Raw genomic sequence first — 19416 nt, forward strand, 5'->3', positions numbered from 1 at the left:
CCCAACCACTTCGTGCACCTGGACAAGATCCCCACCACCCCCAACGGAAAGGTCGACCGACGCGCCCTGCCGATCCCCGCGCAGGCCGCCCCCACCACCACCCGGACGGCACCGCGCACCCCGCTCGAAGCCACCATCACCGCCGTCTGGGCCGAGCTCCTCCAGGCCCCCGGCCTCGGCGTCCACGACAACTTCTTCGACCTCGGCGGCCACAGCCTCCTCGCCACGAAGACGGCCAGACGCCTGCGCAACTCCGGTCTCGACGTCACCGTGCGCCAGATCATGCAGTGGCAGACGGTCGCCGAACTCGCCGCCGCCCTCGACGGGAGCGCGGACGGGACGGAGGGGGCCGGGACCGACCCGCTCGTCTACCGGCTGTCCGCCGGCGAGGCGGACCCGGCGCTGCCGAACGTGTTCTGCGTCCACGCCAGCGGCGGCACCCCGAACGCGTACGGGCAGCTGGCCCGCCTGCTCCGGGCCGACTGCACCACGTACGGCATCCAGGCCGTGGGCATGGACCGTTCCGAACTGCCGCTGCGCGACGTCGCGGACATGGCCGAGCGGTACTGGAAGGCCATCCGCTCCGTCCAACCCGAGGGCCCGTACCACCTCCTCGGCTGGTCGCTCGGCGGGGTCCTCGCCCACGAGATCGCCCGCCGGGGCGCGGCGGACACGGCCACCGTCTTCCTCGTGGAACCGCCGGTGCACGGGCCGCGTCTGGAGCAGAGGCTGCGTCCCGGCGTGGAACTGTACGGGCGGGCGGCCGCGCTCTGGGACCGCGGCCAGGACGCCGACCCGCACGTACGTGAGGAGCTCACCGCCGAGCTGCGCCGCATCAGTGCACCGCTGGAGGTCCCCGCGGACGCGGTCGGCCTCGACGAATGGCTCCCCTACGAGACGCTCGGGCTCCTCCTGGACGCGATGCTCCGCCACCGGCCCGGGGTGTCCGCGGCTCCGGCGGTGCTCTTCGTGAGCGACGAAGTCGCCCACAGTCGGGAGGGATCCGTGGTGAACGAGCGCGACCTCGCCGAATACCTGGACCACTGGGGGGCGCTCCACGAGAGTGCTCCTCCGATGGAGCGGACCCCGGGCGACCACGGCGCGATGATGACGGAGCTGCCGGCCGTCGAGAAGGTCGCCGAGGTCGTCCGGGCGACCCTCGCCGGCTCCCGGCCGGGGACGGGGACGGGGCCGGACGAAGGTTCCGGTGACGGTGACGGCGCCGGCGGCAGCGGCAACACGAGCGAGCAGGTGGTCTGATCATGGTGAAAGTCATCGCCGAGGCGCTGGAGAGCGACCACGGGCACAGCGTCGTCGGCCTGCGGGCGCGACTGGAGACGCTCGTCGACGACGGCTGGGAGCTCCTCGCCGAGCGCAGCACGGACGGGACCGGCCGGATCGAGGAGTGGGGCGAGGCCCTCGCCCACAAGGGTCTCTACCGGATCGTCTTCGACATCGACCGGTACTTCGCGGGCCTCGGCACGACCCCGGGCTACCCCGAGGTGTCGGCCACCTTCCGCGCCTCGGAGGAGGGGGTGGGGCACCGGCTGAGCCTCACCTTCTCGCCCCACCACTACGCGGCGGTGTTCACCTCCGAGTAGCCGCCCGGGCGGCGTCGTCGGCCTCGTCCGCCTCCGCCTCCGCGAGGCGGGCGAGGACGGGGCCGGCCACCTCGGGGGGCAGGGAGCCGGCCAGCTCCCGCAGCTCGCCCAGGGCCCGTCCGGCGGCCTCGGGGTCCCCGGCCAGCAGATGGGTGGTGCGCAGCACGGCCAGCGCCCGGGCCTCCTGCGCCGGGGTCCTCATGACCCGGAACAGCGGCAGGGCCCGTCGCAGATGGGTGACGGCCTGGGCGAAGTCCTCGGTGGCGAGCGAGAGTTCGCCGAGCGTCACGAGGGTCCTCCCCATGACCAGCCGCTCGTCGCCGGTCTCGGCGAGGACGAGTGCGCGGTGCAGGGCTTCGGCGGCCTCCTCGAAGTCGCCGCGGTGGAAGCGGGCGGAGCCGATGCCCTGCAGGGCGTAGGCCTCCCCGGTGTGGTCGCCGATGAGCCGTACGACGTCCAGCACCTGGGAGAAGGCCTCCAGGGCCCCGCCGTACTCGCCCCGCTCCAGGTGGCTCTGGCCCATCCGGTGCAGCACCTGGGCCTCGACGCGGCGGCCGCGGCCCTCGCGGCTGAGCCGCAGCGCCTCGTCCAGCAAGGGGCCGGCGGCGTCCTCGTCGCCCATGCTCAGCCGCAGCTGGGCGAGGTTGTGCAGGACGTAGGCCACGGCGACGGTGCCGTCCCCCTCCCGGAACACCTTGAGGGCGGACTCGTAGTGGGCGGCGGCCTCGTGGAACCGGCCGTGCACGCGGGCCAGGTAGCCCAGGCCCCGCGAGGCGAGCGCGCCACCCGGCTCGTCCCCGATCTCCTCGAAGATCGCGGCGGACTGTTGGAAACGGGTCTCGGCGCCGGCAAAGTCCTGCTTGGTCACGGCGAGCGAGCCCAGGGAGTGGAGCAGGGCCGCCTGGCCGAGCCGGTCACCGCCCTTGCGGGCCGCCGCGAGGGCGATCTCGTGGGTGTCCCGCCAGTCGTCCAGCCGTACGTGGGTCTCCAGGAACGTCACCGCGGTGACGGCGAGGCCCCAGCAATGCTCGGTGAGCCCCATCATGGCGGCCTGCCGGACACTGGGAAGCAGCATCTGGCGTTCCCGTGAGAACCATTGGAGAGGCTCGGCCAGGACCCGGTCCACGGTCCGGTCGGGCAGGGGATGAAGGGGAACGCCATGGCTGCGGATGAGCACGTCGCGCCCGTACTCGCGGTGCCTCGCCTCGGTGAGCAGGAACAGGAAGCAGCCGAGCACCCGGGCCAGCGCGGCCTCGCGCTCCGCCACGCCCTCCTCGCCGACCAGCCGCTCGCGCGCGAACACCCGGATGAGGTTGTGCAGCCGGTACTGGCCGTGGCGGCCGGTGCCGGTGCCGGCGGAGTCCAGCAGCTGGGCGTCGGAGAGCTCGTCGATCAGGTCGCGCACCACCGCCTCGGGCAGCTCCAGCAGGGCCATGCACGCCCAGACGGAGAACGGCCCCTCCTCGATGACCGCGAGCCGCCGGAAGAGCCGGCGCGCGTCCTCGCTGACGCTGTCGTACGTGAGCGAGAGGCTGGCCCGGATGCCCACGTCGGCGTACTTCAGCTCGTCGAGGCGGCGGGTCTCGTCCTCCAGCCGCTCCACCAGCTCGGTGATCTCCCAGTGCGGCCGGGCGGCCAACCGCGCGCCCGCGATCCGCAGCGCCAGCGGCAGGTGGCCGCAGAGTTCGGCGAGCGCTTCGGTGGCCTCCGGTTCGGCCGCCACCCGATCGGGGCCGGTGATGCGCCCCAGCAGCTCGGCGGACTGCGCCGGGGGGAAGGTGGTGACGTCGACCCGGACCGCACCCGCGAGGCTTCCGATGTGCCGGCGGCTGGTGACGATCACGGCCGACGTGGGCTTGCCCGGCAGCAGCGGCTTGATCTGGCTCTCGCCGGCCACGTTGTCGAGGATGATCAGCATCCGGCGCTCGGCGAGCAGCGCCCGGTACATCTCGGCCCGCTCCTCCAGGCCGTCGGGGATCGCGGTGCCGCTGACGCCGAGGGCGCGCAGGAAGCGTTCCAGGACCTGGGCCGGGCCGACCGTCTCGGGGGCGCCGCCGTGCAGGTCGGCGAAGAGCTGCCCGCCGGGGAAGTGCGCGGCGACACCGTGCGCGACGTGGACGGCCATGGACGTCTTGCCGACGCCCGGCTTGCCGACCACGGACACGATGGGCACCGCGAGCCGGGACTGGTCGTGGGAGGAGAGCAGCAGCCGGTCCCGGATCTCGGCGACCAGGTCGTCGCGGCCGGTGAAGTCGGCGATGTCGGCCGGGAGCATCTCCGGCACGACGGGCGCGGGCGCGGCCGCGGGCGCGGCCGCGGGCACGTCGACGGGAGCCTTTCGTGTGCCCGGCGGGTCGAGGCGGGGGTCGGTGGCCAGGATGGAGTGCTCGAGCCGTTTGAGCCGGGGGTCGGGCTCCACCCCGAGCTCGTCGATCATCCACTGTCGGGTGTCCCGGTACACCTGGAGGGCCTCCGCCTGGCGGCCGGAGCGGTAGAGCGCCAGCATGAGCTGCCCGCGCAACCGCTCGCGCAGCGGGAACTCGTCGACGAGCCCGATGAGTTCACCGACCAGCGCGCTGTGCTTGCCGAGCGCGAGCTCCAGTTGGACGCACTCCTCCGTGGCGGCGATCCGGTGCTCGGTGAGCTCGTCGGCACCGGACCGGATGACCTCGCTGAACATGCCGCCCAGCGCAGCACCCCGCCACAGCCCGAGCGCCTGACGGTACGCCGCGGCGGCGTCCTCCCGCTGTCCCGCGTCACGCAGCTTGCGCGCCCTGCCGACGAGGCCGCGGAAGCGCAGGGCGTCGAGGTCCTCCTCGGTCGCCCGCACCATGTAGCCCTGCGGATGGGTCGTGATGACGTCCGAGATGCCGTGGTTGCCGAACAGGCGGCGCAGGGCCGAGACGCTGATCTGGAGCTGCGCCCGGGCGGTGGCCGGTGGTGCCTCCTCGTAGATGGCGCGCACGAGCCGATCGACGCTCACGACGCGGTTGGCGTCGAGGAGGAGCGTGGCCAGAACCGTCTGTTGACGGACCCCGCCGAGGTTCAGCGGTGCGGAGTCGACGCTCGCCTCGAGCGGGCTCAGGATGCGGTACCCGACCAAGGGCGCGTGCGCCCGTCGGTCGTCGTGGTGTGTGCCCATCAACGGTCGCTGCCCCACGTTTTCGAGTCCCCCCCAGGAATACGCGCAGGTCGACCGGAACTCTATGGATGTTTGAGGCAACCGGTCAACAGAGATCGACCACGGCGCCCACCTGCGACGCAACCCGCGCGGGCCCCCGGCGGGACGGCCCCCACCCGTGATGTGACACCCCGTCATGAACTGCCGGGCGTGCCCGAAATCCGATCATTGCGCACCGAAATCCGACCATTGCCGAACGAACGATCAGAGGGGGAGACATGGCTGCCGACCTGGTGACCGCGCCGGCGTCCGAGGAGGCCGCGCCGCTGCGGCGGAACCGGGACTTCACACTGCTGTGGGGAGGCCAGACCGTCTCGCAGGTGGGCTCCGCGGTGTCCGTCCTGGCGTTCCCGCTGCTGGTGCTGTCCCTGCACGGGTCGGCCGTGCAGGCCGGCGCGCTCGGTACCCTCCAGGCCGTGGTCCGGGTGGTCTGTCAGCTGCCCGCGGGGGCCTTCGCCGACCGCTGGAACAGGAAGCGCGTCATGCAGGTCTGCGACGCGTGCCGGGTCACGCTGTTCCTGGCCCTCGGAACCGCCGTACTGCTCGGACGCGCCCCGCTCGCCGCCGTCTTCGCGGTTGCCGGCGCGGCCGCCGTCGCGGACGTGCTCTTCACGGCGGCCGAGACCTCGATCGTCAGCCAGCTCGTCCACCGGTCCCAGCTGCCGGAGGCGTTCGCCAAGAACGAGGCGCGCTCGTACGGGGCCTCGCTGGCCGGCCCGCCGCTGGGCGGCTTCCTGTACGCCCTGGGCCGGTCCGTGCCGTTCCTCTTCGACGCCCTGAGCTACCTGTGCTCCTTCCTCGCCGTCTCCTTCATCCGCAGGCCGGCCGATCCCCAGCAGGAGGAGTCCGCCCCGACCTCCCTGCGCCACGACATGGCCGAGGGCGTGCGGCACGTCGTCGGCAGCCCGTTCCTGCGGGCCGTGATCCTCATGGCCGCACCCGTCAACTTCGCGCTCAGCGGCGTCCAGTTCTCCGCAGTCCTCGTCCTCACCGACGCCGGCCACAGTCCTCGTACCGTGGGCCTGGCCCAGGGCTGCATCGCCGTCGGTGGGCTGCTCGGCGCCCTCGTCGCGGCCCGTGTCCAGCGGCTGCTGCCCTTCCACCGGCTCCTCGTCGCCGCGGTGGCCGTGCTCTTGGCGCTGGTCACCGCGAGCACGCTGCTGGCCGGCCGTACGTACATGGTCGCGCCGGTCGCGCTGGGCCTGTTCCTGGCCCCCGCTGTGAACTCGGCCCTGTTCGGGAAGATCGCCTCGGTGACGGCCGCCCGCATCCAGGGCCGCGTGATCAGCGTCGTCGCCCTCTCCGCCACGGCGGCCGCCTCGACGGCTCCGGTGATCGTCGGCCTGGTCGTGGAGCACGGCGGCGGTCGGGCGGCCATGGCCACGACGATCGCCGCGACGGCGCTCTCGCTGCTGGCGGCGGTCGCGTCCCGCCGCACCCTCAGGACGGCCTGACCCGCCTGCCCGCCTGCCCGCCTGCCCGCCGGCACGCGACCGCGGGTACGCGCCGGGGCGCAGGCCCGGACCGCGGTCCGGGTGGACGGCGGTGCGCGTGGACGGCGGTGCGGGCGTACGGCCGTGCGGGTGTACGGCGAAGGGCGGTGACCGGATCGGTCACCGCCCTTCGGGTGCGTCGGGTGCGTCGGGTGCGTAGGGTGCGTAGGGCGGTCAGGGTGCCGCGGCGGGTTCGCGGGCGGGGGTCGGCGGGGTGGCCGGGGCGTCGTCGGTGGGGACGCCCGTGAGTTTCAGGAGGGGGCCCGTCATCAGGGTGGTGATCAGGGCCACCAGGGTCAGGATGGCGAACAGGGGGGCCGTCAGGAGGTGGGACTCGTGGCCGATCTGGAGGACGACCAGTTCCGTCAGGCCGCGGGTGTTGAGGAGGGCGCCGAGGCTGAGGGACTCGCGCCAGGACAGGCCCGTGGAGCGGGCGGCCAGACCGGTTCCGACGATCTTGGTGAGGACGGCCACGGCGAGGAGGGCGGCCAGGACGAGGGCGGCGCCGCCGGTGAAGGTCAGGGTGGAGAGGTCGACGTTCAGTCCGTAGCCCAGGAAGAAGAAGGGCAGGAGGACGGACTTCGCCGTGCTGGTGAGGGGGGTCGTGGCCGTCGTGGCGGCGGAGGGGGGCCACACCAGGCCGACCAGGAAGGCACCGATCAGCTGGTGGACGCCGAGCGCCGCGGTGAGGGCCGCGGAGGCGCCGACCGCGACGACCAGGGCGATGCGGAGCGTGGTCGGGTTCGCGGTGGCGGCGTGGCGGTCGGACCAGCGGGCGGCGAGCTTGCGTACGGGCCCCAGGTAGAGGGCGATCAGGGCGGCGACGGCGAGGGTGCGCGCGGCGGCGTCGACCGGGTCCGAGCCCTGGGCGAGCGCGAGGATCGCGGAGAGGGCGAGCCAGCTGCCGCCGTCCCCGATGGCCGCGGCCAGCAGGCTCAGCCGGCCCGGCCGGGTGCGGGCGATGCCGAGGTCGTCCAGCATGCGGGCGAGTACGGGGAACGCGGTGATGCTGACGGCGCACCCGACGAAGAGGACGAAGACCAGGGGCGAGAGGCCCGGTGGCGCGTACCGGTCGGCGAGCGGGATGGCCACCAGCGAGCCGGCCGCGAAGGGGATGAGGAGCGACGCCTGGCTGATGACCAGGCCCTGGCGGGCGGTGCCCCGTACACGCAGTGAGCACAGCTCCTGGCCGGTGGCGAACATGAAGACCGCCAGGCCGAGTTGGGCCAGGCCGTTGAACATCGGAAGGATCGAGGAGGGGAAGAGCCAGGCGGTGGCCCCGGGTGCCACCGAGCCCAGCAGCGAGGGGCCCAGGGCGATGCCGGCGATGACCTCGCCCATGACGCGCGGCTGGCCCAGGCGCGTGCACAGGGTTCCCGCGAGGTGGGACAGCGCCAGCACGACGGCCGCCCCGAGGAAGAAGTGACCGGTCGTGTCGAGGGTGAGCATGCTCATGCTCCGGGACTCCGTTCGTGCGGCGTGCGGCGTGCGGCGTGCGGCGGTGTTTCGTCCGTCGTTCCGCTGTTCCGCTGTTCCGTCGTTCGGCTGTTTCGCCGTGATCAACGCGCGGGGCCGGGTCCGGGCGCGGGCCCGGCCCCGACGCGGTCAGTGGCGGGGGCGGCGGCCGAGGGCCATGCCGGCGAACAGGAAGAAGACGCCGATGGCGCCGGCGATGACGGCGGCCGTGGTCTGCGCGGGCTTGTCACTGGCGTTCAGGACGGCGGTCACGACGCCCATCACACCACTGATGTAGCAGAAGATCGTCAGGAAGATCTTGAGGTTCGGGTTCATGGGATGATCGGTCCAATCGGTCTGGTGGTGACGCTGGGGCTGGTGCGGGTGGCCCGGAGAAGGGGCGGCGGATGCGCGGCCGGGACGACCGCCCTGCGGGGTACGGGTGCTGAGCCGCCCCCGCGGCCGAGCGGGGTAAGTACGCCGTCGGCCGGCCCGCCGGGCCGATCACGGTGCCACCGGCGCCCGGCCCGCGGCCGTGAAGCCGAGCAGCATGACGTAAGCGTCCGGGTCGGCGCGGAAGCGGTTCCAGCGGTCCGCCGCCAGGGCGAACTCCGGCAGCGTCACCACCCCGGAGGCCACCAGCGGCTGCAGCCGGCCGGGGCCCAGGTGCGGGGCGAAGGCCTCGGTCGGGTGGTCGTCGTTGGTGCTGGCGAAGGGGCGCAGCGCGACGTCCGCGCAGCCGGCGGCGCGCAGCATCCGCGTCAGGCGGCGGCCGAGGGTCCGGTCGCCGCCCGCCGAGGCCTGGGCCTGCGTCAGCTTGCCATGGATGCCGGCCAGTTCGGGGTACGAGGGTTCGGCCAGGCCCCAGCAGGAGGCGTCCACCTCGGTGGCGACGAGCAGCCCGCCGGGCCGCAGGACGCGCAGCGCCTCGGCCAGGACGGCCCGCGGGTCGGCGAGGTGCTGGAGCACGTAGCGCAGCAGGACGACGCCGGCCGAGGCGTCGGGCAGCGGCAGGGCGGCGCCGTCGGCGACCACCAGTTCGGCGCCGGCCCCGGCGGCGTGCGCGAGCAGGTCGCCGTCGATGTCGACCGCGGTGAGGGGGAGGGCGGGGAAGGCGGCGCGCAGGCGGCGGGTGACGGCGCCGGAACCGGCGCCGACCTCGACGAGCGGGCCGGACCCCTCGGTCACGCCGAGCTCGCGCAGGATGCGCAGTTCGGCGTCGAAGGACAGCGCGGCCTGCGCCTCCAGGCGGGCCAGCTCGCCCGCCAGGCCTCCGGCGGTGGTGGCGGCCGGGTCGTACGAGCCGCCGACCCGTCCCGCGCCGGGCGTGCCGACCCGTCCGGTGCCGGACGCGCCGACCGGTCCGCTGCTGGTGCTGGTGCTGGTGCTGGTGCTGGTGCTGGTGCCGGGGCCGGGGCCGGGGCCGGGGCCGGGGCCGGGGCCGGGGCGGGTGCCGGTGCCCTGGTCCGTGCGGGCGGGGGACGTGGTCATCGGTTCCTCGCAGTCATCCGCATGCCGTGCTTGGGGCGCAGGGTCACCAGGGCTTCCGGCTCCACCGTGAAGCCGGGTTCGAGTTCGAGCCGGGTCGCGCGCATCAGGACGGCCAGCACCAGCGTGGCCTCGACCATCGCGAGGTGCTGGCCGATGCAGATGCGCTCGCCGCCGCCGAAGGGCAGGTACAGGTGGTGGGGCGGGGCCCCGTCGGCGAACCGGTCGGGTACGTACTCCTCCGGGCGGTCCCAGTGGTCCGGGTGCCGGTGCAGCACCCACTGGCTGACGCAGACCAGCGCGCCGGCCGGGATCTCGTAGCCGTCGATGACGTCGGGGCCCACGGCGCGCCGCGAGACCAGCCACACCGGCGGGTAGAGCCGCATGGCCTCCTCGATCGCGCGGCGGCAGTGCACCAGCTCTGGCAGGTCGGCGGCGGTGGGGGTGCGGTCCCCGAGGACACGGTCGATCTCCGCGCGGACCCGGTCGGCCTCCGCCGGGTGCCGGTCCAGCAGGTACAGCGTCCACGTCAGGGCCTTGGCGGTGGTCTCGTGGCCCGCCATGACCAGGGTGAGCACCTGGTCGCGCAGCGCCTCGTCGTCCAGCTCGCCGATCATCGCGTCCAGCAGCGAGGGCGAGGCGTGCGCGGCCCCGCCGCCCGCGGCCCGCCGCGAGGCGATCACCGTGCGGGCGATCAACTGCAGGAACGTACGGGCCTGTACGTACCCCTTGCGGCGCAGCGCCGTGTCGAGGGGATCCGGGTCCGGGTCGGGTACGTAGTGCCCCATGAAGCGGTTGGCCGCGTCCACGGCGCGGCCGAAGCCCTCGCCCGCCGCGCCCATGTCCACGCCGAGCACGGCGCGCGTGAGGATCGAGAGGGTCAGCGACGTGAGGTGGTGCTCGACGGGCAGCGGGGTGCCGGACTCCATGGCCGGGCGCCAGCGCTCGAGCAGGGCCTCGGTCTCCTCGGTGATGATGCCGTCGAAGGTGGTGACGGCGGTGCGCCGGAAGGCCGGGGCGCACAGCTTGCGCTGCCGGGCCCACTCGTCGCCGTTGCTGGTCAGCAGCCCGTTGCCGAGCAGCGGACGCAGCATCGCGTCGTCAGGGGTGTCGGCCTTGGTGTAGTTGGCGACGTTGTCCTTGAGCACGTGCCGGACCAGGTCGGGCCGGTGCAGCATGTAGATCCGCTCGCCGTCGCCGACGTGGCTGGTGATGTCGCCGTGGCGGCGGTTCATCTCCGTCACGAACGCCAGCGGGTCGGCCCGCATCGCAGCCATGTCCACGGGTGTGTCGGGCCCCGGTGGGACGGTGCCCGCCGGTGCGGTGGTGGGTGTCACGTGAACCTCCGTGGATGGCTGGATCTTGGCCGGATTCCCAGTGGCTGAATCCGCATTACGTACGCCCCCTACGCAAGGGCCGGTGCGTATGCGCGGCGCATACGTACCGGCCGTCGGTAATTCCGTAATCCCCGTCGGAATTCCGGTGTGCGCGGTCCGGGCACGCGCCGGGCGGCGTCCGGCGTGAGAGCATGCTTGCGCGGGTGGGGGCAACCGGCCTGCGGGCGCGGGTGGTTGGGCAACGATATCCGCGGGAGGGAATCGGCTCAATGCTTAGTCCGAGCGGCTCGATACTCACTCCCGGCCGGCCCGTTACTCACTCCGGATCGGCCCGTTACTCACGATCCGGCGGCCCGCGGATTACGTTCCTTTACGTCTTGGCGGCACGCTTCCGGCCATGTGAATCTTTTCCTCGTCGCCGGCACAACGACCGAATCGAATCCGCAGGAATCGCGAAAGGAGAGTTCACATGGCACTCGACCCGCAGCAGCGCGCAGAGTTCGTGAACGCCTACACCCGTGTGCTCATCAGCTCCTGGTCCGACGAGGCGTTCGCCGCCAAGCTCCGCTCGGAGCCGCGCACGGCCCTCGCCGAGTCCGGCATCGAGCTCCCCGCCGACGCCCAGGTCGTCATCGTGACCGAGGCGCCCGAGGGCCACGAGGAGGGCAACCTGGACGTCCAGGTCAACCTCTGGGAGCAGGGCCTGGCCACCGGCCGCTACGAGTTCCACATCCCGGCCAGCCCGACGGTCGACGCCGCCGAGCTGAGCGAGGGCGACCTGTCCGACGTCGCCGCCGGCTGCAACTACTGCTGCTGCCCCTGCTGCTGCTGCACCTGATCGGCGCCCCGCAAACATTCCCACTTCGCTGGAGCGTTCCATGCCCACTGCGCAGACGGCGCATCCGGTTTCCGTCCGCGGACTTTCCAAGCACTACGGTGACGTGCGGGCCGTGCGCGACATAAGCCTCGATATCCATCAGGGCGAGGTGTTCGCACTGCTCGGGCCGAACGGCGCGGGAAAGACCACGACCGTCGACATTCTGACGGGCGTGCAGCGGCGCACCGGTGGAGATGTGCGGGTCCTCGGCCAAGACCCGGCCGAGGACCCGCGGGAATGGCGGGCGAGAATAGGCGTCGTACCCCAGACGACCGGCGCCTACGCGGACCTCACCGTGAAGGAGGTCGTCAGGCATTTCGCCGCGATGTACCCGGCCCCGCTGCCGGTCGGCGAAGTGCTGGACATGGTGGGCCTCGGGGCCCTCCACAACCGGCAGGCCACGGCCCTCTCCGGCGGCCAGCAGCGCCGCCTGGACGTCGCGGTCGGCGTGATCGGCGATCCCGAGCTGATCTTCCTGGACGAGCCGACCACGGGCCTGGACCCGGTGGCGCGGCGCGAGGCCTGGGAGCTGGTCCGCTACTTCGCCGACCGCGGCCGCACGACCGTACTGACCACCCACTACCTCGACGAGGCCGAGGAACTGGCCCAGCGCGCCGGTGTCGTCATCGGCGGCCGGCTCGTCGAGTGCGGCCCCCTGGAGTCCCTCGGCGGCCGCGACCGCACCCCGGCCACCATCACGTTCCGCCGCTGCGAGGCCCTCGCGGACCGCGCCCTGCCACCGCTGCCCCCGGGCACCGAGGTCGTGCCGGCCGGGACGGCCACCGTCACGCTGCGCACCGCCGCGCCGTCGGGGGCCCTGGAGGTCCTGCTGCCGTGGGCGCGCGAGGCGGGCGCGCCCGAGCTCGCCGAGCTGCGCGTGCACCGGCCCACCCTCGAAGACATCTACCTGCACCTGATCGACAGGGAGAACAGGGAGACCGCCGCATGACCGTGACCGACGCCGTAGAGCCGGTGAAGCCGGCGGACCTCCGGCCGGCCGGAACCGCTCCCGCCATCGTGGTCGTGCGGCCCCCCGCGCGCGGCGCCCGGGCGCTGCTGCGCGCCTGCGCGGCGCGCTCGTCCGTCGAGCTGCGCGCGTTCTTCCGCAACAAGCAGTCGCTCGTCTTCACCCTCTTCTTCCCGGTGATCCTGCTCGTCGTCTTCGGCTCGATCTTCGAGGGCAAGGTCGAGGGCACGAACGTCGACTTCCGCCAGGTCTTCATGGCCGGCGTGATCGCGGCCGGTGTCATGAGCACCGCGTTCTCGGGCCTGGCCATCAACGTGGCCATCGAGCGCGACACCGGCACGGTCCGCCGTCTGGCGCTGACCCCGATGCCCAAGTCCGCGTACTTCGTGGGCAAGCTGGTCCGCGTCGTGGTCACCACCGTCCTCGAGACGGTGCTGCTCATCGGCATCGCCGTGGCCGCCTTCGACCTGCAGCTGCCGGCCACCGCGCAGCGCTGGAGCACGCTGGGCTGGTGCCTCGCGCTGGGTACGGCGGCCTGCGCGCTCGCCGGGACCGCGTACAGCGCCGTGATCCCCAACAGCCGGTCCGCCGCCGCGGTGGTGACCCCGGTCTTCATGGTCCTGCAGTTCATCTCCGGCGTCTTCTACCCCTTCGACAAGCTGCCGCTGTGGATGCAGAACACCGCCGCCCTGTTCCCCGTCAAGTGGATGGCGCAGGGCTTCCGCTCGGTGTTCCTGCCGGACTCCTTCACGGCGGTGGAGCCGGCCGGCTCCTGGGAACTGGGGCGCATCGCGCTGGTGCTCGCGGCCTGGGCCGTGGGCGGCCTGCTGGCCACGATGCTCACGTTCGGCTGGCGCGGACCGCGGGTGCGCTGAGACCCCGCGCGCGGGTGGAGACCGCGCGCGGAGGACCGCGCGCCGACAAGGAGAACGCCTACATGACCAAGCCGACCGGGCTGCCCGCCCACCTGGCGCACCCCTTCAGCCCCGCCGGGCGGGTCGACCCGTACCCGGCGTACGACTGGCTGCGCGCCCACGAGCCCGTGCACCGCGACCCGATGACCGGCATGTGGCTGGTCACCGGGTACGAGGACTGCACGGCGCTGCTCAAGGACCCGGCCTTCTCCGCGGCCGCCGGGCAGCGCGAGCGGTCCCGGGACGACGACCTGCCGGTGTCCATGCTGACCACCGACGGCGCCGACCACGCCCGGCTGCGCGCCCCCGGCTCGCTGCTGCTCGGTACGGCCGCGCTGGCCTCCGTCGCCGACGGCATCGCCGCCGACACCGACGCCCTGCTGGAGCGGGCCGCCGCGCGCGGGGTGCTCGGCGACGCCGTCGAGGAGCTCGGCGCGCCCCTGGCCACCGCCGTCCTGGCCCGCCTGTTCGGCCTGGGCCCGGAGGAGCACGGCACGCTGGCCCAGCTGGCCCGCGCCGCCTCCGTCAACCTCGACCCGCTCGCCCCGCCGCACGTCGCCCGCCTGGGCCGGGCCGCGATGGGCGAGCTGACGCGCTTCCTCGACGCGCACACCGACGCCCTCGTCGCCCGGGCCGCCGACGACAGCCCGCTCGCCCGGCTGGCCGCCGATCCCCGGCTGACCCGCCGCGAGATGCTCGGCGTCCTCGGCCTGGCCGTCGTCGGCGGCTGGCAGCCGCTCGCCGAGGCCGTCGGGAACGCCCTGTACTGGCTGCTGCCCCGCCCCGAGGCGCGCGAGGCGCTGCGCGCCGGCGGCCCCGACACGGCCGAGACGGCCGTGGACGAGCTGCTGCGCCTGGAGGCGCCGATCCCCTTCACCGCCCGCGTCACCGTCCGCGACGCCGAGCTCCCGGGCGGCCGGATCCCCGCCGGGCAGCGGGTCCTGGCGGTGCTCGCCGCCGCCAACCGGGACCCCGCCGTGTTCGCCGACCCCGACGCCCTCGTGTGGGACCGCACCCCCAACCCGCACCTCGCCTTCGGCGGCGGCCCGCACTTCTGCCTCGCGGCCCGCCTGGTCAAGCAGTCCGGCGGGATCCTGCTGGGCCGCATCGTGCACCGCTTCCCCGAGGCGGCCCTGGCCGGCCCCGAGCCGCGCTGGGCCCCCACCCTCATCCCGCGCCGGCTCACCCGCCTGGGCCTGGACCTGGGTACGGGCGCCGGGGCCACCGACCCGCGGGCGGACGCGCAGGAGACCGTCCCGACCGCGGTCGCCGAGGCCGCCGTGGCCGCAGCCCCGCCCGTGGACGCCCCGGAGGCCGCCCGTGCCTGACGTCGTCGTGATCGGGGCCGGGATCGCCGGCCTGGCCTGCGCCGCCCGGCTGGCGGAGGCCGGCACCGACGCCCTCGTCCTCGAGGCCCGGCCCCGCATCGGCGGCCGGATCCGCACGTTCCGCCCGGCCGACGGCGGGCCCGCCCTCGAACTCGGGGCGCAGATCGTCCACGGGGACCGCAACCCCGCCCACACCGTGCTCGGCCCGCAGCCCGCCGCCCCGCGCCCGGAGGCGGCGTACGTCGTGGCGGGCCGCGTCGCCCGCCCGATGGGCGCCCTCGCCCGCGGCGGTCACCCGCCCTGGTTGCTGGAGGCCCGGCTCGCCGGCTACACCCCGGAGCCGGCGCCGTCCCCGCACGCCGGTGTCACCCCGACCTCCGGCGCCCCGCAGCCGCCGACCACCGGCGCCCCGCTGCCGGCGCCGGACCCGACCGTCGGCGCCTGGCTGGCCGCCAGCGGCGCCACTCCGGCCGAGGTGGCCACCGCGCGCGAGTGGGTCCGCCAGACGTGGGCCGCCGACCCCGACCGGCTCTCCGCCGCCGAGGTCGCGGCCGCCGTGCGCCAGGACCCCGGGGGCCGCGGTGAGTTCACCGTGCCCGGCGGACTGGACCTGCTGCCGGCCCGGCTCGCCGAGGGGCTGCGGGTGCGCACCGCCAGCCCCGTCCGCCGGATCGAGACGGCCGCCGACGGGTCCGGCGTACGACTGCTCACCGAGGACGGCGAGCTGACCGCGGGCCGCGTCGTCGTCGCCGTACCGCCCGCCGTCGTGGCCGGCGGGCTGCTCGGCATCGCCGGGCTCGGCCCGGACAGGAGCGCCGCGGCCCGCACCCTGGCGCCCGGCGACGGCTTCTGCGCCGTGGTCACCCTGGACCGGCCCGCCCCCGAGACCGCCTCCGTCTTCGACGCCGACGGCGTCGGCGGGTTCCTCTCCTGCCGGCGCGGCCGGCCCGAGGTGCTGGTCGTCGCCAAGGACGCGGCCGCCGCGTGCGTCCGCGAGGCGGTCGGCTCCGCGACCCACCTCGGCGCCCTGCTGGCGGTGGCACTGCCCTGGACCGCGGGGGCGGAGGTGCTCGGCGCCGAGACGGCCGACTGGACGGCCGACCCCTACAGCGGGGGCGCCTTCTGCGCCCCGGGGCCCGGGGCGGTCCGGGCGGCCCGCGCGTGGGCGCGACCGCTGGACGGGCGGGTGTTCTTCGCGGGCGAGGCCGCGGCGACCGGCCGGGCGCTGCCCTGGCTGCAGGGGGCGTACGCCGACGGGCGGCGCGCCGCGGAAGAGGTTCTGGAAGCAAGGAAGTAGCGAGATGAACGTGCACTCGGGGTGGTACCTGGCCGCCTTCGCGTCCGAACTGGACGGCGAGGTGGTCCCGTTGGACATCGGCACGCGGCGGCTGGTGGCCGTGCGCGGCGCGGACGGGGAGCTGCGGGCGTACGACGCGGACTGCCCGCACCGGGGCGCGCACCTCGGCCACGGCGGCCGCGTGGAGCGCGGCTGCCTGGTCTGCCCGTTCCACGGCCGGCGCATCGGGCTCGGGGAGCCCGCGGGGGAGGGCAGCCGGCCCTGGGTGCGCGAGCACGAGGTGGTCGTGTGCGGCGACGCGGTGTTCGTGCGGCTGACCGACGGACCCGAGGACGACCGCGGCATGCGGGCGCTGCTCAAGGAGCTGTCCGCGACCAAGCCGCTGGTCAAGGCCGTGGAGCAGCCGGTCGCCGCGGCCGCGGACCTGATCGTGGAGAACGCCTTCGACACGGACCACTTCACCGCGCTGCACAAGGTCCACCGGGTGCGCGGGATGCACCACCGTGCGGGCGCGCACGGCGAGCTGGTGATGGACGGCGAGTTCCCGATGCCGGCCTCGCCGTGGCGCGGCAAGGCCGCGGGGCAGGGGCAGGCCGCCGCGCCGTCGTACGTACCCCGCTTCCACGCCCGCGCGTTCAGCCCGGCCGTCGTGGTCACCGAGTTCGGGCCGAGCAGCGAGGTGCACGTCATCGTCACCGGCGCGGTGCCCGACGGGCGCGGCGGCTGCGTCGCGCGCGTCGCGGTGGGCGTGGGCGAGGGGCGCGAGGACCAGCTGCCGATGCTGATCGCCGGCAGCCGGCGGGCGCTGGCCGAGGACGTCGTCGTCTGGGAGCACCTCAACCCCCGCGTGACGCCCCGCTACGACGCCGCCGACGCGGCCGTGGTCGCGTACCGGGAGTTCTGCGCGGGCTTCACCGAGCTCGACCCGCGGGAGGCGTCGTGACGCGCCACGCGTCCCGCGAGCCGCTGCCGGGCGAGCGCGCCGGCCAGTGCGCCGGCCTGCGCACGTACACGTACGGCAGCGGCCCCACCGTGCTGTGGGTGCACGGCTACACCATGGACGCCACCCTCTGGCGTCCCCTGTGGCGCCTGCTGCCGGGCCTGCGCCACGTCGGCGTCGACCTCCCCGGTCACGGCGGCTCCGCACCGCTGCGCCCGGGCACGACCCTGCCCGAGGTCGCGGACCAGGTGGCGGAGGTCGCCCGGGCCGAGGGGGCCCGGCGCTGGGTGGGCCTGTCCTTCGGCTCCACCGTCGTCCTCCAGATGGCCCTCGCGCGGCCGGACGCGGTCGACCGCCTCGTCCTCGGCGCGCCCACCCCGGCCGGCGGCCCGCCCGACCCGGCCGCGCGCAAGCGCTACATCGAGCTGCTCATGCTGCGCCGGATGCGCGGCGCGGCCGCAGCCGAGCAGCTGGCCGACCTGTGGATGGCCGCGCCACCGGACATCTTCAAGGGGACCGAGGGCCACCCGGAACTCCGCGCGGAGATACGGGAGGTGGTGGCGCGCCACTCCTGGGCCGAGCTCTCCGACGGGTCGATGGCCGGACTCAGTGCCCACGTGCACACGGAGGACGACCTGGCGGCCATCACTGCTCGTACGTTCGTACTGACGGGCAGCGACGACATGCCCGTGTTCCACTCCAACGCCGCGCTGCTGTCCCGCGTGCTCCCCGCATGTGTGGCTCAACTCGTACCTAGCGCAGGGCACTTGCCTCTACTAGAACAGCCATGGACCGTTGCCGCGCCACTGCTCGACCACCTTTCGGCGCGCGGGACCGACGAAGGGCATCCGGTCGAACGCGTGCCCGTATAAAGTGATCAACCTAAGCAAAACGGGGGGCTGGGGGGACATGCCGGTATTCGCGCTCGAGTTCTTTGGGGCGATCCTCCAAGTGATGGGGGTGGTGGAGCAGGCGGACCTGTCGTTCTTCTTCGGACCACACCTCTTGGAGGAAGGTGCCGGACTCGAACGGGCGGCACTCGTCGTGCATTTCGCCCAGCGGGCCGGTTCGGGGGCCACCGGAAACGAGGTGCGGGTCGTCGACGGCGAAGGCCGACTGCTGCGCCGACTGCCCTACCACGGCATCGGCGGCATCCCGCCGGTGCTGCCGCCCTTCGCGGCCATGAACCAGCGCTACGCCGTCGTCCAGGCCGCCGTACTGACCCGCAAGGACAGCGTCGTCGCGCTCGTCGGCGGTATCGGCTCGCCCCGCAACTCGGTGGCCCTCGCCCTCGGCGGGCGGGGCTGGCGCATGGTCTCCGCCCAGTACCTGGTCGTCGACCGCGTCACCGGCCACACCCTGCCCTTCCAGCTGCCGCTCGCGCTGCGCGGCCCCGCCCTGGAGACCGCCCGCGCAGCCGGCCTCGTCGACGGCGCGCCGGACGTGCGCTCCGCCCGGTCGCCGCTGACCGGTGACTTCGTCCGGGTGCGCCCCGAGCGGCTGATCGAGACCGTGGGCATCGGGGAGCGGTTGGGCCCGGCCACGCTGGTGCGGCTGTGCACCACCGGCGGCCAGCGGTGCCACCTGGAGGAGCGGGACTTCGCCCTCTCGGTGTGGCCGCCCGACGCCGGCGCCGATCCCGCGTTCGCCGTCGCCCCGCGACTGCGCCTGCTGCTGCCCGAGTCCGGCGGGGCCGAGGAGGCCGCCGACCTGCTCGACGACCGACTGACCGTGCTCGCGAAGGGAGCCGTGCCGTGCCCCGCCGTACCGCCTACACCGAGGGAACACCCTGCTGGGTCGACCACGTGGGAGTCGACCCCACCGGTGCCAAGGACTTCTACGCTGCTCTCTTCGGCTGGGAGTTCCGACGCGAGGGCGGCCGCGGCTACCACCTGATCCTGCTCGGCGGCGAGATCGTCGGGGGCCTCGGGCCGAGCCCGGCGGGCCCCCGGTTCGGCTCGGCGTGGAGCGTGTACCTCGCGGCGAAGGACCTCGACGGGGCCGGCCGGCGGGCCGAGCAGCGCGGCGCCCGCCTCCTGGTCCGGGCCGTCCCGGCCGGCGGGAACGGCCGGCTCAGCCTCGCCGTCGACCCGGTCGGCGCCCCCTTCGGGCTCTGGCAGGGCGCCCACGACGAGGGCGTGGTCCTCGTCGACGAGCCCGGCGCCCTGACCGGCGCCACCCTGCAGACCCCCCGTCCGGAGGAGTCGGCCGCGTTCTACCACGGGGTGAGCGGTACGCACCCGGCGACCGAGCGGGCGGACGCACCGCGCTGGGTGCCGAGCTTCGGGGTGGCCGACGTCGGCGCCTTCGAGGACCTCGCCCGGGCCGCGGGCGCCCGGAGCCCGGCGCCCGGCCTCCTCGCCGACCCCTGGGGCGCGGTGTTCGCCGTGACGGAGCTCCCCGCCGCCGGTTAAGCATGCGGCGGGATTACGTAATTCCGCTACTGCGCATCTCCGCCTGTTCATCCGAACTCACCCGCCGTGCAAGGGTTTCTCCCGGAAGAAAAACCCCCGCTGCGACGAATTCCCCGGCCGACCC

The 19416-nt window shown here is 74.4% G+C and carries 17 protein-coding genes; 12 read left to right on the top strand and 5 right to left on the bottom strand.

The window, feature by feature from the left end:
* Nucleotides 1-1260 (top strand): alpha/beta fold hydrolase (locus IF43_RS0128450; protein ID WP_030206937.1); only part of this gene is annotated, 1260 nt, incomplete at its 5' end.
* A gap of 2 nt (nt 1261-1262) precedes the next feature.
* Nucleotides 1263-1601 carry a hydroxyisourate hydrolase gene (locus tag IF43_RS38345; RefSeq protein ID WP_051796347.1) on the top strand — a complete coding sequence of 113 codons (339 nt, stop codon included), beginning with the start codon at nt 1263-1265 and terminating at the stop codon, nt 1599-1601.
* Here IF43_RS38345 and IF43_RS0128460 read toward each other — a convergent pair.
* Nucleotides 1588-4743 (bottom strand): BTAD domain-containing putative transcriptional regulator, encoded by a 3156-nt coding sequence (locus tag IF43_RS0128460; RefSeq protein ID WP_051796349.1) that lies wholly within the window; start codon nt 4741-4743, stop codon nt 1588-1590. The two genes, IF43_RS38345 and IF43_RS0128460, sit on opposite strands and share 14 nt — an antisense overlap.
* A 257-nt stretch (nt 4744-5000) precedes the next feature.
* On the opposite strand from IF43_RS0128460, the gene IF43_RS0128465 reads away from it, so the two are divergent.
* Nucleotides 5001-6236: an MFS transporter gene (locus tag IF43_RS0128465; protein ID WP_051796351.1), complete on the top strand. Its 1236-nt coding sequence runs from the start codon at nt 5001-5003 to the stop codon at nt 6234-6236.
* Between the two features lie 213 nt (nt 6237-6449).
* Here the strand turns inward: IF43_RS0128465 and IF43_RS0128470 are convergent, their stop codons facing one another.
* From IF43_RS0128470 to IF43_RS0128485, 4 genes are all read right to left on the bottom strand, one after another.
* A complete protein-coding gene (locus IF43_RS0128470) occupies nt 6450-7730 on the bottom strand; it encodes a cation:proton antiporter (RefSeq protein ID WP_051796353.1) in 1281 nt (426 codons plus the stop codon).
* A 150-nt stretch (nt 7731-7880) separates the two neighbouring features.
* The gene (locus IF43_RS0128475; RefSeq protein WP_030206953.1) at nt 7881-8066 is read right to left on the bottom strand and encodes a hypothetical protein; all 186 of its coding nucleotides are present in this window, start codon (nt 8064-8066) and stop codon (nt 7881-7883) included.
* A gap of 168 nt (nt 8067-8234) precedes the next feature.
* Nucleotides 8235-9221, bottom strand: a complete 987-nt coding sequence (locus IF43_RS38350; RefSeq protein ID WP_051796354.1) for a class I SAM-dependent methyltransferase — start codon at nt 9219-9221, stop codon at nt 8235-8237.
* Nucleotides 9218-10495: a cytochrome P450 gene (locus IF43_RS0128485; protein ID WP_158939535.1), complete on the bottom strand. Its 1278-nt coding sequence runs from the start codon at nt 10493-10495 to the stop codon at nt 9218-9220. The genes IF43_RS38350 and IF43_RS0128485 overlap by 4 nt, the downstream gene beginning before the upstream one ends.
* Nucleotides 10496-11024: 529 nt before the next feature.
* Here IF43_RS0128485 and IF43_RS0128490 point away from each other — a divergent pair.
* The 9 genes from IF43_RS0128490 to IF43_RS38365 all read left to right on the top strand — a co-directional run bounded on the left by IF43_RS0128490 (nt 11025) and on the right by IF43_RS38365 (nt 19292).
* Nucleotides 11025-11393 (top strand): hypothetical protein, encoded by a 369-nt coding sequence (locus IF43_RS0128490; RefSeq protein ID WP_030206962.1) that lies wholly within the window; start codon nt 11025-11027, stop codon nt 11391-11393.
* Nucleotides 11394-11433: 40 nt separating this feature from the next.
* On the top strand, nt 11434-12381 hold the full coding sequence (locus IF43_RS0128495; protein ID WP_030206965.1) for an ABC transporter ATP-binding protein: 948 nt from the start codon (nt 11434-11436) through the stop codon (nt 12379-12381).
* Nucleotides 12378-13274: an ABC transporter permease gene (locus IF43_RS0128500; protein WP_078910526.1), complete on the top strand. Its 897-nt coding sequence runs from the start codon at nt 12378-12380 to the stop codon at nt 13272-13274. The genes IF43_RS0128495 and IF43_RS0128500 overlap by 4 nt, the downstream gene beginning before the upstream one ends.
* A 62-nt stretch (nt 13275-13336) precedes the next feature.
* On the top strand, nt 13337-14641 hold the full coding sequence (locus IF43_RS0128505; protein WP_158939537.1) for a cytochrome P450: 1305 nt from the start codon (nt 13337-13339) through the stop codon (nt 14639-14641).
* Nucleotides 14634-15938: a flavin monoamine oxidase family protein gene (locus tag IF43_RS0128510; RefSeq protein WP_030206975.1), complete on the top strand. Its 1305-nt coding sequence runs from the start codon at nt 14634-14636 to the stop codon at nt 15936-15938. The genes IF43_RS0128505 and IF43_RS0128510 overlap by 8 nt, the downstream gene beginning before the upstream one ends.
* 4 nt (nt 15939-15942) lie before the next feature.
* Nucleotides 15943-16881 carry a Rieske 2Fe-2S domain-containing protein gene (locus tag IF43_RS0128515; RefSeq protein WP_030206977.1) on the top strand — a complete coding sequence of 313 codons (939 nt, stop codon included), beginning with the start codon at nt 15943-15945 and terminating at the stop codon, nt 16879-16881.
* Nucleotides 16878-17750 carry an alpha/beta fold hydrolase gene (locus IF43_RS38355; RefSeq protein WP_030206983.1) on the top strand — a complete coding sequence of 291 codons (873 nt, stop codon included), beginning with the start codon at nt 16878-16880 and terminating at the stop codon, nt 17748-17750. The genes IF43_RS0128515 and IF43_RS38355 overlap by 4 nt, the downstream gene beginning before the upstream one ends.
* Nucleotides 17751-17787: 37 nt before the next feature.
* The gene (locus tag IF43_RS38360; RefSeq protein ID WP_158939539.1) at nt 17788-18774 is read left to right on the top strand and encodes a hypothetical protein; all 987 of its coding nucleotides are present in this window, start codon (nt 17788-17790) and stop codon (nt 18772-18774) included.
* Entirely contained in the window at nt 18684-19292 is a 609-nt protein-coding gene (locus IF43_RS38365) for a VOC family protein (protein WP_051796359.1), read from the top strand. The genes IF43_RS38360 and IF43_RS38365 overlap by 91 nt, the downstream gene beginning before the upstream one ends.
* Nucleotides 19293-19416 lie beyond the last annotated feature (124 nt).

The sequence above is a fragment of the Streptomyces sp. NRRL S-87 genome (genome assembly GCF_000719335.1).
GTDB lineage: Bacteria > Actinomycetota > Actinomycetes > Streptomycetales > Streptomycetaceae > Streptomyces.

Bases quoted from the DNA above. Each gene is read 5' to 3' on its own strand.
- IF43_RS38345 (WP_051796347.1), top strand. From the start codon at position 1,263: ATGGTGAAAGTCATCGCCGAGGCGCTGGAGAGCGACCACGGGCACAGC.
- IF43_RS0128460 (WP_051796349.1), bottom strand. From the start codon at position 4,743: ATGGGCACACACCACGACGACCGACGGGCGCACGCGCCCTTGGTCGGG.
- IF43_RS0128465 (WP_051796351.1), top strand. From the start codon at position 5,001: ATGGCTGCCGACCTGGTGACCGCGCCGGCGTCCGAGGAGGCCGCGCCG.
- IF43_RS0128470 (WP_051796353.1), bottom strand. From the start codon at position 7,730: ATGAGCATGCTCACCCTCGACACGACCGGTCACTTCTTCCTCGGGGCG.
- IF43_RS0128475 (WP_030206953.1), bottom strand. From the start codon at position 8,066: ATGAACCCGAACCTCAAGATCTTCCTGACGATCTTCTGCTACATCAGT.
- IF43_RS38350 (WP_051796354.1), bottom strand. From the start codon at position 9,221: ATGACCACGTCCCCCGCCCGCACGGACCAGGGCACCGGCACCCGCCCC.
- IF43_RS0128485 (WP_158939535.1), bottom strand. From the start codon at position 10,495: ATGGCTGCGATGCGGGCCGACCCGCTGGCGTTCGTGACGGAGATGAAC.
- IF43_RS0128490 (WP_030206962.1), top strand. From the start codon at position 11,025: ATGGCACTCGACCCGCAGCAGCGCGCAGAGTTCGTGAACGCCTACACC.
- IF43_RS0128495 (WP_030206965.1), top strand. From the start codon at position 11,434: ATGCCCACTGCGCAGACGGCGCATCCGGTTTCCGTCCGCGGACTTTCC.
- IF43_RS0128500 (WP_078910526.1), top strand. From the start codon at position 12,378: ATGACCGTGACCGACGCCGTAGAGCCGGTGAAGCCGGCGGACCTCCGG.
- IF43_RS0128505 (WP_158939537.1), top strand. From the start codon at position 13,337: ATGACCAAGCCGACCGGGCTGCCCGCCCACCTGGCGCACCCCTTCAGC.
- IF43_RS0128515 (WP_030206977.1), top strand. From the start codon at position 15,943: ATGAACGTGCACTCGGGGTGGTACCTGGCCGCCTTCGCGTCCGAACTG.
- IF43_RS38360 (WP_158939539.1), top strand. From the start codon at position 17,788: ATGCCGGTATTCGCGCTCGAGTTCTTTGGGGCGATCCTCCAAGTGATG.